Origin of the sequence: Streptomyces sp. NPDC056734 (genome assembly GCF_042790455.1) — a bacterium.
Taxonomy (GTDB): Bacteria; Actinomycetota; Actinomycetes; order Streptomycetales; family Streptomycetaceae; genus Streptomyces.
This window is the reverse complement of record NZ_JBHTZD010000026.1, coordinates 1-13,615: the sequence shown is the minus strand read 5'-3', so window position 1 is coordinate 13,615 and position 13,615 is coordinate 1. Positions and strand designations below refer to the sequence as shown.

Here is a 13,615-nt window from a genome sequence, read left to right as displayed (position 1 = left end):
CGCCCGCCCATCGGGGCCCGGGCAGCCCCTCTGGGCGCAGAAGGAACGCTTCCGCAGGGGCCAGGGCCCGGACGGCCCCGCCACGGGGCCGACGCCGGGTTCCCGGAAGGGCCACGACCGCCGGACGGGCCGCCGTGGACGGTGTTTCGCGTCACCGACACACCGCCCGACCAGCGGCGGGCGCAGGCAGCCCTTCCGGGCCTGTCAAGGGGCCCTGCCCGTGCTTGCTTCCCGTGCTTGCTCGGTTTCTCCGGGTCCCGGGCCCCGTCCCTCGTGCTAGGCGAGGCCCAGGCGGGTTGCCGCGATGGTCGCGTCCACCGGGACCGTGACCGGCTGGGGGGCGCCGGCGACGGCCCAGTCGGGGTCCTTGAGGCCGTTGCCGGTGACCGTGCAGACGATGCGCTGGCCGGGGTCGACGTCGCCGCGCTCGGCGGCCTTCAGCAGACCGGCGACGGACGCGGCGGAGGCGGGCTCCACGAAGACGCCCTCCTGCGCGGCCAACAGCCGGTAGGCGCGCAGGATCTCACGGTCCGTCACCTCGTCGATGAACCCGCCGGACTCGTCGCGGGCGGCGAGGGCGAGGTTCCAGGAGGCGGGGTTGCCGATCCGGATGGCGGTGGCGATGGTCGACGGGTCCTTGACGATCTCGCCGCGCACGATCGGCGCGCTGCCGGACGCCTGGAACCCCCACATGCGGGGCGTCTTCGCGGCCACGCCGTCGGCGGCGTACTCCTGGTAGCCCTTCCAGTAGGCCGTGATGTTGCCCGCGTTGCCGACCGGCAGGACGTGGATGTCGGGCGCGTCGCCGAGCATGTCCACGATCTCGAAGGCGGCCGTCTTCTGCCCCTCGATCCGTACCGGATTGACCGAGTTGACCAGGGCGACGGGGTAGTTGTCGCTGAGCGCGCGGGCGAGCGTGAGGCAGTCGTCGAAGTTGCCGTCGACCTGGAGGATCTTCGCGCCGTGGACGAGGGCCTGGCCCATCTTGCCGAGCGCGATCTTGCCCTGCGGGACGAGCACGGCGGACACCATGCCCGCGCGCACCGCGTACGCCGCCGCGGAGGCGGACGTATTGCCGGTGGAGGCACAGATGACGGCCTGCGCCCCCTCCTCCTTGGCCTTGCTGATCGCCATGGTCATGCCGCGGTCCTTGAAGGACCCGGTCGGATTGGCGCCCTCCACCTTGAGGTGGACCTCGCAGCCCGTGCGCTCGGAGAGCACCTGCGCGGGCACGAGGGGCGTGCCGCCCTCACGGAGCGTCACGACCGGCGTGGTGTCGGAGACGGGCAGCCGGTCCCGGTACTCCTCGATGATTCCGCGCCACTGGTGGGTCATTGCTGGTTACTCTCCTTCAACCCGCATGATGCTGGCGACACCCCGCACGGTGTCCAGCTTGCGCAGCGCCTCGACGGTCCCGGAGAGGGAGGCGTCCAAGGCCCGATGGGTGACGACGACGAGAGATGCCTCGCCGTCCTTGCCCTGCTGCCGGACGGTGTCGATGGAGACCCCGTGCTCGGCGAAGACCGTGGCCACCTGGGCGAGGACGCCCGGTTTGTCGGCCACGTCAAGGCTGATGTGGTAGCGCGTGACGACCTCACCCATGGGCGAGACGGGCAGCGCGGCGTACGCCGACTCGCCGGGCCCGGTGGACCCGCTGAGCCGGTTGCGGCAGACGGCGACGAGGTCGCCGAGGACGGCGGAGGCGGTGGGGGCGCCGCCGGCCCCGGGCCCGTAGAACATGAGCTGCCCGGAGGCGTCGGACTCCACGAAGACCGCGTTGTACGCCCCGCGCACGGAGGCGAGCGGGTGGGTCAGCGGAATCATGGCGGGGTGCACGCGCGCGGTGACCGAGCCCCCGTCGGCGGCCCGCTCGCAGATGGCGAGCAGTTTGATGGTGCAGCCCATCTCCTTGGCGGAGGCGAAGTCGGCTGCGGTGACCTCGGTCATGCCCTCGCGGTAGACGTCGTCGAGGCGCACGCGCGTGTGGAAGGCGATCCCGGCGAGGATGGCGGCCTTGGCGGCGGCGTCGAAGCCCTCGACATCGGCGGTGGGGTCGGCTTCCGCGTACCCCAGCGCGGTGGCCTCGTCGAGCGCCTCCTGATATCCGGCGCCCGTCGAGTCCATCTTGTCGAGAATGAAATTGGTGGTCCCGTTGACGATCCCCAGGACCCGGTTCACCTTGTCCCCCGCGAGGGACTCGCGCAGCGGCCGGATCAGCGGGATGGCACCGGCGACGGCGGCCTCGTAGTACAGATCCTTGCCGTGCTCCTCGGCGAGGGCGTGCAGCGCGGCCCCGTCCTGGGCGAGCAGGGCCTTGTTGGCGGAGACGACGGAGGCGCCGTGCGCGAAGGCGGTGGTGATCAGCGACCGGGCGGGCTCGATCCCGCCGATGACCTCGACGACGACGTCGATGTCGCCGCGTTTGACGAGGGCGGTGGCGTCGGTGGTGATGAGCGCGGGATCGATGCCGTCCCGCACCTTCCCGGGCCGCCGCACGGCGACCCCGGCCAGCTCCACCGGGGCGCCGATCCGCTGGGCGAGGTCTTCGGCGTGCGTCGTCATGATGCGGGCCACCTCTGAGCCGACCACTCCACAGCCCAGCAGCGCCACCTTCAGCGGACGCGTACGCATCATCCGACCTCGTTTCCCTCTTACATCCGTTTACCGGCTGGCTTCTCAGGGTCTCACCAGTCCGGGCCCCACCAGTCTCACTCACCGGACGGGACTTTCTGCCCCTGGTCCGGATCGTGAGACATCTATTTCATTTCGGCGGGACGGGAAACAGGAGATCTTGCACACCGTCTTCCACACGGTCCCGGCACCCCGGAATTCCGCCGCGGTTCACCGCGGTGTCAGCCGACATCGAGCCGCAGCAGATCCTCCTCGGTCTCCCGCCGGACGACGACCCGCGCCTGTCCGTCGCGCACGGCGACGACGGGCGGCCGGGGCACATGGTTGTAGTTGCTGGCCATGGACCGGCAGTACGCCCCGGTGGCCGGTACGGCGATCAGATCCCCCGGCGCCAGGTCACCGGGCAGGAAGGCGTCCTTGACGACGATGTCGCCACTTTCACAGTGCTTGCCGACGACCCGGGCCAGCATCGGCTCGGCGTCGGAGGCACGGGAGACGAGGGCGACGCTGTACTCGGCGTCGTAGAGCGCGGTGCGGATGTTGTCGGACATGCCGCCGTCGACGGAGACGTACGTCCGCAGCCCGTCGAGCGGCTTGACCGTGCCCACCTCGTACAGCGTGAAGGCGGTCGGGCCGACGATGGCCCGCCCGGGCTCGACGGAGATCCGGGGCGTGCGCAGCCGGGCCCGGTCGCACTCGCGGGAGACGATCTCGTGGAGCGCCTTGGCGATCTCGTGCGGCTCGCGCGGATCGTCGTCGCTGGTGTACGCGATCCCGAGCCCGCCGCCGAGATCGATCTCGGGCAGCTCGACGCCGTGCTCGTCACGGACGTCCTTGAGCAGGCCGATCACGCGGTGCGCGGCGACCTCGAAGCCGGACATGTCGAAGATCTGCGATCCGATGTGCGAGTGGATCCCGATCAGCTCAAGACCGTCGAGCCGGAGCGCCCGCCGCACGGCCTCGGCCGCCTGTCCGCCGGCCAGCGGAATACCGAACTTCTGGTCCTCGTGCGCGGTGGCGATGAACTCGTGGGTGTGGGCCTCGACCCCGACGGTGATCCGGATCTGCACCCGCTGCCGGACGCCCAGCTCCTGCGCGATGTGCGCGACCCGCACGATCTCCTGGAAGGAGTCGAGCACGATCCGCCCGACCCCGGCCTCGATGGCCCGGCGGATCTCGGCGACGGACTTGTTGTTCCCGTGCAGCGCGATCCGCTCGGGGGGCATCCCGGCGGACAGGGCGGTGGCCAGCTCCCCGCCCGAGCAGACATCGAGGTTGAGCCCTTCTTCCCGCAGCCACCGCACGACGGCCCGCGAGAGAAACGCCTTGCCGGCGTAGAAGACATCGGCGTCCGCCCCGAAGGCATCGCGCCAGCCCCGCGCCCGGGCCCGGAAATCCGCCTCGTCCAGCACATACGCGGGCGTCCCGAACTCCTCCGCGATACGCGTGACGTCGATCCCCCCCACCTCGACCACCCCGTCGTCACCCCGGACGACGGTCTGCGCCCATACCTTCCCGTCGAGCGTGTTGAGATCGGCGGGCGGCGCCGAGTAGTGCCCCTCGGGGAGCACATCGGCGTGACGGGGCCCGGCGGGATGCGCGGAACGGCTCATGTCTTTTCGTCGTCTCTGTGTGTCTGATCGATGTGTCTGATCGATGTGACGGATCGGTGATCTGTGGGTCTGATCGGGGCGGCCGATCGGTGGGCCTTGAGTCTCGTGGCTTGTGTCTTGTGGCTTGTGTCTTGCTGTCTTGTGTCGGAAATTCTCAGAGGTGGTCGGGGGCGTCGATACCGAGCAGGGAGAGGCCGCCGGCCAGCACCGCCCCGACGGCCTCGACAAGAGCGAGCCGGGCGCGGTGGGTGGCCGAGGGTTTCTCCCCGCCCCGTGGCAGCACCCCGGGCAGCACCGGCATGACAGCGTCCGCGACCACGACGAGGTGCCGGGCGAGCCGGGAGGGGTCGTGGTGGGTGGCGGCGGCGGCGAGCACCCGGGGGTAGTCGGAGACCCCCGCGAGGACAGGGACGACAGGACCGCAAGACCCCCCGCCCACGCCGATGACGTCACCGGCCACGGCATCGAACCCCAGATCGGCGGCGTTGCCGCTGAGCGCGCGGGTACGGGCATGGGCGTACCGCACCCGGAACAACGGATTGCTCTCACGCTGGACCAGATGCTCGCCCCCGATCCGGGGCCGGTCGTGGGGCGCCGGGTACAGCAGCGCCCAGCGGCCGGCGTCGGCGCCTAGAACGAGTGGATCGGAGGGGGCGGGGACGGGCCGTAGGACGACATCGGGGTGGCCGTGGAGCTGATGGCCGGTGGCCCCCGTCTCGACACCGACACCCTGGGACCGCAGAATCCGCGCGACGGAATCCATGACGACGAGGGCGCGGATTTCCTGGGCGGCGTGAAGCCGGACTACCTGGCCGGTGGCCTGACCGACATGCCCGTACCGCACCCCGCTCCGCAGTACCTCGGACACAAGCCCCCCCGACCCGGCAAGCGAGAAGTTGAGAAACCCGGGCCCGGTGACGACGACATCCCGAATCCCGTCATCGGCCCGAAGCAGATGCGGGGAGAGGATCTCAGCGACCCGACGGGCGCTCTGCCCGGCCGGCCGGGCCAGCTGAAGGGCGATATTGGTGGCGTACTCCCCGCGCCCCCCGGCACCCGGCACCGTGACCACGGCCCGCTCGGGCACCGCCACCTTCAGCTCCCCCGTCACCACAGCACTGCGCACCGCGCGCAGCACGGTACGGGACAGCTCGACTGGGGTCACGGGACAAGCGTAGGGGAGGAGGGGGGTGGGTAGGCGAGCTGATTCGCCTGATGGTCCGGGATGTGGACGCCGGGGCGGTGGGGGCAGGGTGCGACGCCGGAACGCCCGGCGACTGTGACACCCGACGCTGACACCCGAAATCCGAACCGTCAGCCGCCGCCCCGCCCGGGTTCCCCGGAGACCGCTCCCCCCGTACCCGGGAAAGCCCCCTCGACCAGACCTCTCCCCTGTTCCTCCGCGCGACTGCGCCGCAGCTCGACGAGCCCTCGAACGAGCCGCACCAGCTCATTGGGCTCGAAGGGCTTGGCGAGAAAAGCGTCCACACCCACGTCGAGACCACTGTCGGCCTCGTACTGAGTGCACGCGCTGACGACGGCGATGGGGAGATCGCGGGTACGGGGGTCCGCGCGGAGCCGGCCGGCGGTACGGAGGCCGTCGAGCCGGGGCATGACGACATCGAGTGTCACGACATCGGGCTGCACTTCATGAACGACATCCAGACACTCGACACCATCGGCCGCGGTCACCACCTCGAAACCCTCCAGTTCGAGGTTGACCCTGATCAGCTGCCGGATGACCTTGTTGTCGTCCACAACAAGCACCCGGCCCGAGGCGCCTGGCACAACTCGAGAGTAGGTCGGCACCGGCCACCGCGTCCGAGTTTTCCCCACTTCCAACCCCTGAGGGCGACGCCCGCCCCTCTCCCGCCCCACAAAACGCGTTCCTGACCACCCCAGGTGAGCTGGTAGTGTTCTACCCGTCGCCGCGAGCGAACAACTCCGCGCCCGACACGCCCCCGTAGCTCAGGGGATAGAGCAACGGCCTCCGGAGCCGTGTGCGCAGGTTCGAATCCTGCCGGGGGCACTCCGGGAAACGCTCCCGACCTGCAGAAATACAGGTCGGGAGTTTTTGCGTACCTGCCAAAACACACACGGTCAGTTGACCGTTGCTCCTTTCGGTCGGCGCAGCCTCTCCGACGTCGGACTCCTTCTCGTCCGCTGACACGAATCCGCAGGTCAACGGGCATTCGCCGGGCGTCCATTGACCACCGTCGCCGCTGGAACAGCAGTCGCGGTGCCGCGAGGCGACTTCAAGTTCAGCCCTTCATCAGACTCCTTCTGACCTGCCGAAATGTGGCTGACACCACACCAGAACGCAAACGGTCTGGAGGGTCGTTGCTCATTGACTGAAACGCCGGGCCGACACCTCTCAGATCCATCACGGGGAGATCAGATGCCCGAGAATCGCATGCAAGTTCGTCAACCGCGACTAGCTTCCTGACCAGAGATCGGTGATGAAACCGTCGCCCTTGCCACTCCGCTGCGAAGTGGGGGGATCGTACTGGTGGGCTCGCGTCTTCACCTGTCACCGTTCTCCGTGGAACCCATCCGGCTGGTGACCTTCCGTGATCTCCAGCGGCGTATCGGCCCCAGTTCCGCCGGTCTCGTTGCGGGGGCGGCTGGTGGTCTTGTCTGGTAGCCGAGAGCCTGAGCGACGACGGGTGCGGGCAGTTCGAGGAGTTCCTGCCGGATGGCGGCTCCGCGGGCGGCGGCGATCGGGATTCCGGCCTTGTGTAGGAGCGCGGGGAGGTGGTCGACCCAGCCGAGTTGGCAACGGCGGCAGACGCGGTAGCCCACGGCGAACGGGTGGTCCTCCTCGCCCTCCAGGTTTGCCGCGCGCCGGCGCCAGCCGTCCCGCTCGGTGATGGTGTCCTGCCACGGTGAGTCCACCGGGGGAACCGGGGCCATCCCTTCCGTCGGCCGTACCGGCCCCGGCTGAGGCGCAGCAGCAGCTCGCGCCGCCACCGGCCCTTGTCGACGCGCTGCACCTCGTACGTCCGGCCAGCCAACTGCCGGGCCGCCGCCCGCCTCTCCTCCTGACTCGTCATGCCGCTGGTCACGGTTCGCGCCGCTCAGCAGTCATCTCGTCGGCAAGGAACGTCAGCTCCCACGCCTGCTGGTGCAGCGTCTCCACGATCTTTTCGAGCTTCTTCTCTCGCTTCGGCCGTCCCGGCTCCCGCGCTCGTCCTCGTCGGCCTCGCGGAGGAACCGGGCCAGCTGTTCCAGGGCCGCTGCACCGATCTTGAGGTGGCTCATCGGCTCCAGGTCCGCCTCTGCCACCGGCTCGTGCCGGGTGTGCGCACGGGGTGTTTCACAAAGGCACAAAGATGCAGCGCGTGCAGCACATCCGCCCTCCCGCACCCCTGTCCAAAGCGGGACTTCGGCGGGTGTACTGAAAAGGAGTCACCTGCCTGGTCCGGGTGCCCGAGCCAGGAACTGCCGGTGCCGATCCCCCCCGTACCGAAACCCGAGAGTGTGGTGGACACACATGCAACGGCCTTCCGCGTACCAGTGCCCGGCCACCCTCCTGGCGGTGATGGCTCCAGCCGGGCAGGTGCCGGCGGCCGACGAACTGGCCTGGCCCGACAGGCAGGTCATGGCCTGCTCTGCCGCGCCGATGGCCCCGGGGCGCTCGGTACTGCGGACCATCCTGCGGTCACGGGTCCCGTCCGGTTGCCGACGGACGGGACGGGCAGTGGATCCCGGGCCGCTGTCGGCGCTACCTCCGTGAGCAGGCAACCGTCGGGGGGAAAGCCCCCGGCACGGAGGGATCCAGTGGTGAGGCCGCGGTGGGAGCGGCCCCGGACACCTGCCCATGCCCCACCGCGGAAGCCGTCGTGGACCGTGGGCCCGAAGACGACAAGAGGTGAGAGCACGTTGACTGCTCCCCCGAACGCATGGACGGTGGCTACAGCACCCGGCGCGCTGCCGTTGCTCGGCCACGCCCTGAAACTACGCAGTGCTGAACGGCTTCTGGGTTTCATGGCCTCGCTTCCGGCTCATGGCGACCTGGTGCAGGTCCGGATCGGCCGATGGCGGGGTTACGTGGTCTGCCATCCCGACCTGGTGCACCAGGTACTGGTGGACGACTCCGTTTTCGACAAGGGAGGACGCCTCTTCGACAAGGTGCGGGAGGTGCTGGGCAACGGTGTCGGGACCTGCCCGCACCGGGAGCACCGGCAGCAGCGCCGGTCGTTGCAGCCCGCGTTCCACCGGGACCGCCTGCCCGCCTACGCGGAGGTGATGACCGAACAGATCGCCGATCTCCTGAGCAGTTGGCGGGACGGCCAGAGCATCGATGTGGTCACCCAGATGCGCACCCTCTCCAGCCGCACCCTGGCCCGCACCCTGTTCACCGCCGAGTACGCCTCCGAGGCCGTCGCGGCCATGGAGCAGTCCCTCCCCGACCTCATGCGTGGGATCTACCGGCACCTGTTCACTCCGTCGGCGGTATTGCAGCGGCTGCCCACGCCGGTCAACCGTCGTTTCCAGCGTGCCATGATCCGTACCCGCTCCGCGGTCATCCGTGCCGCGCGAGACTACCGGGCCGCCGGACAAGACCATGGTGACCTGTTCTCCACCCTGCTGACCGCTCGTGACGAACACGGCCGCCCGCTGACCGACACCCAGATCTGCGACCAGATCGTCACCGTCATGATGGCCGGTATCGACACCACCGCCAATGCTCTGGCCTGGTCCCTGCACCTGCTCACCGAGCATCCCGGCATCTGGCAACGGCTCCACACCGAAGCCGACAGGGTTCTGGACGGCCGCGCCGCCACCTGGACCGACCTGCCCCGCCTCGATCTGACCACCCGCGTCCTGACCGAGACCCTGCGTCTCAATCCACCGGTCTGGACCTTCACCCGCGCCACCACCACCGACACCGACAGTGCCGGGCACCCGCTCCCGGCCGGCACCACCGTCATCATCAGCCCGTATGTCATCCACCGCCGCCCCGACCTCTATCCCGACCCCGAGCGCTTCGACCCCGACCGCCCCCTGTCGGCGCCCCGTCACGCCAGCATCCCCTTCGGCGGCGGGGCCCACAGGTGCATCGGCGACACCTACGCGGTCACCCTGGCCACGCTCACCCTCTCCACCCTTGCCAGCCGCTGGCACCTCGAAGCCACCACCCGGCAACCGGTCTCTCCGGCACCTCACGCAACTCTGGTTCCGAAGTCCCTGCACCTGCGAGTCCGGAGCCGCGCCCACAACCAGGTAAGTGAAAGGTCACCACAATGACCGATCAGGTCACCCCCACCGCCGTCGGAGCGGTCTACGACGAGATCACCACCCCCCTCACACCCATTCTTGGCGGCAGTGTCCACGTCGGATACTGGGACGGCCCCCTGGACACCGCCACGGTCGAGCAGGCCGCCGACCGGCTCACCGGCCTGGTCGCGGGCCGTCTGTCCGCCGGGCGGGGAGGAAGCGTCCTGGACATCGGCTGTGGGAGCGGGAAGCCCGCGGCACAGATCGCGGCATCCCTGGGCGTGCACGTCACCGGCATCACCGTCAGCCGCAATCAATGGGAAATCGCGCGATCCCACCCCCAGCCGGTCGCGGGGGGCGGTACCGAGTTCCACCTGGCGGATGCGATGCGCCTGCCCTTCGACGACGGCACCTTCGACGCCGCCTACGCCATCGAATCCCTCCTCCACATGTCCGACCCCACGGCCGCGCTCGCCGGCGCAGCCAGGGTCCTGCGTCCCGGATCCTGTCTGGTCATCGCCGATCTGTACCTCGACGACCCGGTCGACGACCACACGGCCGACATCATCAGGACGGCCTCCGAGTTGTTCCAGATCTCGCATATCGCCACCGCCGACCAGTGGCGGCAGCAGATCCACCGCGCGGGCCTGGACCTGGTGGACTTCACCGACGTACGCGCCCATGTCCACCGCTCCTACGGGCTTATCGCGGAGTTCATCCGGACCGCGGGCCAGCCCCCTGGAGTCCAGGCCTCGGAACAACTCGTCGCCCTGGCGGAAGCGACCGAGGCATTCGGAGCCCTGCCCCGCCTCGGCTACGCGCTGATGACGGCGATCCTGCACTGACCAGCGGAGGAGCACCGACCCATCCATCTCACAGAAGCGGGCATGCTTCCGGTCCCCACCAGCTACTGAGGTTGCAGGCGTGGTGTCGTCCGTGTGAGTCCCGTCGCGGTGAGGCGTCCTCCGACGACGCCACCGCGGTACTGCGGCCTCGGTCTACTGGGGGCTCGTCTATTTGACCGTCGCCAGTTCCTCGTGGAGCTCATCATTGATGACCGTGTGTGATCGCCAGCTACGTATCGGCTCCAGATTTCCCCGTCCTCGGATCCCAGGCGGGCGAGTCTTGTCTGCTCGTTTGGCTTCGTAGCTGTCGGACCGGCAGAGCCTCATGACGGGTGGTCTGTTGGGGGTCTGGTGGCAGCCATGATTCCAATGGAACATTCGGATGCATGGGGAAAAGCGAAAGCCGTCAGCCGTGGCCCACCTTCGTGGCCTGTGTCCGCCGACATCGAATCCAGTCCGTGGGATCCTTTGCCATCCAACGCAGTCGCCGCAGGTCAATGCGCTAGTGAGCAAGGACCGCCTCACGAACGACCCTGCCGATCAAGTTAGTCGCCTCAGGTCAGCGCATAGCGGACGACTGGATTGGCTGTCCAAGGACAGCCTGATGGCTTTGTACGCGAGTCACGGTTCTGGCTCAACTTCTGTGACGCGGCCACTCCGAGTGACGTCCGGATCTCTTCGAGCAGTATGTGAAGTCGCCCGAAAATGGCCCGGCGGCCCCTTGGTTGGGCTGACAGTTCGGGGCCGCCGTGGAAGAGGTCGTGCTCCTGCTCAAGGCGTTGTTGTTCCCGTAGATCGCGGACGTCGCAGTGCTGTCGGTGGACGTGAACATCGAGATAGTGCGCGTTGATGCGCAGTGCATCGCGAACGGCGCCCTGTGCCCGGTGTACGTGGTCGCCGGCTCGGGCGAGGAGCCAGGGGGTGACGTCGTCGGCGAGGTAGGCGGTGAGTGCGGTGCGTGCGTGCCCTCCGCCGAAGGTGCCGCTTGAGGTGGCGAAGACGGCGGTCATGCTCTTCAGCGCCTCGACCTCGCTGTGGCCCACACGGCGGTCGGCCATGACGCCGACGCGGCGGACCGAGGTCCGCGCGAGAAGGTCTTCCCAGCCCGGGGGCCGCGAGGGCGTTGAGGCTGTAGACGTCCGCGCCGAGGACTTGTCCTCGGCTGGGGTCGAGTTGGCTGTGGGTGAGCTTGGCCAGATGGTGCACAGGGGTCCCTCCCAGGACCAGTCCGGTGTGCGGGCGGGGGCGCGGGTCAGACCTGACGGTGTAGGGGTTCAGGAGATCGTTGACGCGGTGGCACCGGGAGAATCTTGACGGTTCCAGATGTTGATTGACGGTTCCAGGAGATCCTTGTCAGGAGCGGCGGGTCGTGGCCCGGAGGTGGCTGATGCGGTTGCTGCTCTTCCGCGCGTGAGTGCCGATCTCGATGTCGTTGTGGAGCACGCGGAAGACGGTGTCCTCGGTAGTGATGACCACGGTCTTGCCGACGTGGGCTCTGCCGACCCGCAGGCGCTGGCCTCCGACCTGGGTGATGCCGTCGGCCGGGATCTTCCGGATGACCTTGACAGGGCCCTGGGGCATCGGTGGGAGCGGCTCGGTGGTCGACCGGGCGCCGTTGAGCCGCGCGGCCTGAGGGGGTGTGATGGCGAGCGCGGCTTCGTCAGGCGCTGGGTGATGCCGTTCTCGCGGCAGATCCGTTCGAACATCACCTCGGCCGGGAACTGCTTGGTGAAGCGGCCCGTGAACTGCTTGCCGTTGTCGGTCAGCACCTCGGAGGAGACACCGTAGCGGCCCATCGCGTCCGTGAACGCCTGGCAGTCCGCCCGCGCGGACTGCTCGACGATGACCTGGGCGATCACCAGGAACCGCGAGTGGTCGTCGATGCCCGTGACCAGCTTGCACTCACGCCCGTCGGCCAGGAACACCCCGCCCATGATGTCGATCTGCCACAACTGCATCGGGGCATCCCTCTGCCATCGCTTGTACGTACGGCGATGACGCTGTTCCTGCTGCTGCACCAGGGCGCTGCGTACCCGCACCCGGTAGACCGTGCTGCGGCCCGGTGCGCCGGGAATGCCCCGGACCTGCAGTTCGTGAGCGATCCGCCGCGGACCCCAGCGCGGATGCGCGCGTCGCAGCTCGCAGACCAGCGCCTCGGCCTGTGATGGAAGTCGGGTCGGAGATGTTCTCGGCCGCCGCGACCGCTCGGCCAGGCCCTCGTAGCCCTCGGCCTTGAACCTGCGTATCCAGGTGTGCAGTGACTGGCGCGGCGTGCCGTACTGGCGCCCGACCTCGGCCACCGTGCCGCCTGAAAACACCTCCTGCACCGCTCGATGCCGGTGCTCCACCCCCCGCTGCCAGTCGTCGACAACCGGAACCTGAGTCTCATCAGTCACATATGAAGCATCAGCCACACACTGTCAAGAATGAAGAGAAACCGTCACTGATGTGATGGCTCCAGGATGTAGGCGGACGCGGATGGGTACCCGAGAGCCAGCGCGTGGCTGTCGAGCCGTACACCGTCAGGTCGTGACCGTGGTCGGACGCCACGGAGGAGACGGCGTGGGCGAGCTGGGTCGCGTTCCATCCAGCCTCCTCAAGCAGCCGTGCGAGCCGTGCGTTGGGTTGCTGAGAGGACACCGCTCTTCCCCGTTCTCAGCCCTCGCTCAAGATGATCCGGATGCAGCGCCTTTCACAAGGGCGCAAAGTCGCAGCACACACAGCACGTTCGCGCACCAAACCCCCTACACAGGGCAGGACTTCGGGGGATGTACTGAAGGAGAGGTACCCGTCTGGATCGGTCCCTCAATCCCGGCACGCCACCGAGGGCGGCCTCTGTTCGCGCGGCCTTCCTCGGCAGTGACGAACTGCCGGTGCCGATCTCCCCTACCCAAAGCGAGGTAGACAGGCATGTCTCGGTCTCCCGTGTCCTGGTACGCCGCCGCCCCTGCGGTGGCACTACCCGCCGGTCATGTGCTGGTGGCCAACGAACTGTCCTGGCCCGATGGGCGTGTCACGGCCTGCTCTGCCGCACCGATGGTCGCGGGATCGCTCAGCGCCGCGGACCACCGGGTGGTCACGAGCGCGGTCCGCCTGCTGGAGGAAGGGCCGGGCAGCGGTCTCCGGGCTGCTGTCACCTGGACCGGAGCGAGTGCCGACCGGGCCGGAGAAGCCGTTGACGTGGAGGGTTCTGGCGACGTGGCCGTGGTGGTGGCGGCTTCCGGGACGGCCCTGCGGCCGGTGGTGGGGGAGGCCGTGGAGTCCTGGGCGCGGGTCATGGGGCCCCGGACGGTCCTGCTGGCCTCT

The 13,615-nt window shown here is 68.9% G+C and carries 9 protein-coding genes, 1 tRNA gene and 2 pseudogenes; 4 read left to right on the top strand and 8 right to left on the bottom strand.

Annotation, left to right across the window (positions count from 1 at the left end):
- Window positions 1–276 precede the first annotated feature (276 nt).
- The 5 genes from thrC to ACFRFC_RS31615 all read right to left on the bottom strand — a co-directional run bounded on the left by thrC (window position 277) and on the right by ACFRFC_RS31615 (window position 6,032).
- The gene (thrC, locus tag ACFRFC_RS31635) at window positions 277–1,335 is read right to left on the bottom strand and encodes a threonine synthase (protein WP_382685745.1); all 1,059 of its coding nucleotides are present in this window, start codon (window positions 1,333–1,335) and stop codon (window positions 277–279) included.
- 6 nt (window positions 1,336–1,341) lie between these two features.
- Window positions 1,342–2,634, bottom strand: coding sequence for a homoserine dehydrogenase (locus ACFRFC_RS31630; RefSeq protein ID WP_382685747.1), 1,293 nt, complete (start codon window positions 2,632–2,634; stop codon window positions 1,342–1,344).
- A gap of 218 nt (window positions 2,635–2,852) precedes the next feature.
- The gene (gene lysA / locus ACFRFC_RS31625) at window positions 2,853–4,244 is read right to left on the bottom strand and encodes a diaminopimelate decarboxylase (RefSeq protein ID WP_382685749.1); all 1,392 of its coding nucleotides are present in this window, start codon (window positions 4,242–4,244) and stop codon (window positions 2,853–2,855) included.
- A gap of 154 nt (window positions 4,245–4,398) precedes the next feature.
- The gene (nrtL, locus tag ACFRFC_RS31620) at window positions 4,399–5,409 is read right to left on the bottom strand and encodes an ArgS-related anticodon-binding protein NrtL (protein WP_382685752.1); all 1,011 of its coding nucleotides are present in this window, start codon (window positions 5,407–5,409) and stop codon (window positions 4,399–4,401) included.
- Window positions 5,410–5,558: 149 nt separating this feature from the next.
- Complete coding sequence (locus ACFRFC_RS31615) at window positions 5,559–6,032, bottom strand: two-component system response regulator (RefSeq protein ID WP_382685755.1); 474 nt, start codon at window positions 6,030–6,032, stop codon at window positions 5,559–5,561.
- A 169-nt stretch (window positions 6,033–6,201) separates the two neighbouring features.
- Here ACFRFC_RS31615 and ACFRFC_RS31610 point away from each other — a divergent pair.
- A tRNA-Arg gene (locus ACFRFC_RS31610) sits at window positions 6,202–6,273 on the top strand.
- 494 nt (window positions 6,274–6,767) lie between these two features.
- Here the strand turns inward: ACFRFC_RS31610 and ACFRFC_RS31605 are convergent.
- On the bottom strand, window positions 6,768–7,139 hold the full coding sequence (locus tag ACFRFC_RS31605; RefSeq protein ID WP_382685757.1) for a hypothetical protein: 372 nt from the start codon (window positions 7,137–7,139) through the stop codon (window positions 6,768–6,770).
- A gap of 1,014 nt (window positions 7,140–8,153) precedes the next feature.
- Between ACFRFC_RS31605 and ACFRFC_RS31600 the strand changes: the two genes are divergently transcribed.
- Both ACFRFC_RS31600 and ACFRFC_RS31595 read left to right on the top strand, forming a co-directional pair.
- Window positions 8,154–9,494 carry a cytochrome P450 gene (locus ACFRFC_RS31600; RefSeq protein ID WP_382685760.1) on the top strand — a complete coding sequence of 447 codons (1,341 nt, stop codon included), beginning with the start codon at window positions 8,154–8,156 and terminating at the stop codon, window positions 9,492–9,494.
- Complete coding sequence (locus ACFRFC_RS31595) at window positions 9,491–10,309, top strand: class I SAM-dependent methyltransferase (protein WP_382685763.1); 819 nt, start codon at window positions 9,491–9,493, stop codon at window positions 10,307–10,309. Before ACFRFC_RS31600 ends, ACFRFC_RS31595 begins: the two co-directional genes overlap by 4 nt.
- 554 nt (window positions 10,310–10,863) lie before the next feature.
- Here the strand turns inward: ACFRFC_RS31595 and ACFRFC_RS31590 are convergent.
- On the bottom strand, window positions 10,864–11,367 hold the full coding sequence (locus tag ACFRFC_RS31590; RefSeq protein ID WP_382685765.1) for a hypothetical protein: 504 nt from the start codon (window positions 11,365–11,367) through the stop codon (window positions 10,864–10,866).
- A 582-nt stretch (window positions 11,368–11,949) separates the two neighbouring features.
- Window positions 11,950–12,705, bottom strand: a pseudogene (locus ACFRFC_RS31585) (helix-turn-helix domain-containing protein); the annotation flags it as partial.
- A gap of 514 nt (window positions 12,706–13,219) precedes the next feature.
- On the opposite strand from ACFRFC_RS31585, the pseudogene ACFRFC_RS31580 reads away from it, so the two are divergent.
- Window positions 13,220–13,615, top strand: a pseudogene (locus ACFRFC_RS31580) (4-hydroxy-3-methylbut-2-enyl diphosphate reductase); the annotation flags it as partial.

Coding starts and splice junctions, on each gene's coding strand:
- ACFRFC_RS31630 (WP_382685747.1), bottom strand. CDS start 2,634: ATGATGCGTACGCGTCCGCTGAAGGTGGCGCTGCTGGGCTGTGGAGTG.
- ACFRFC_RS31595 (WP_382685763.1), top strand. CDS start 9,491: ATGACCGATCAGGTCACCCCCACCGCCGTCGGAGCGGTCTACGACGAG.
- thrC (WP_382685745.1), bottom strand. CDS start 1,335: ATGACCCACCAGTGGCGCGGAATCATCGAGGAGTACCGGGACCGGCTG.
- ACFRFC_RS31590 (WP_382685765.1), bottom strand. CDS start 11,367: ATGGCCGACCGCCGTGTGGGCCACAGCGAGGTCGAGGCGCTGAAGAGC.
- lysA (WP_382685749.1), bottom strand. CDS start 4,244: ATGAGCCGTTCCGCGCATCCCGCCGGGCCCCGTCACGCCGATGTGCTC.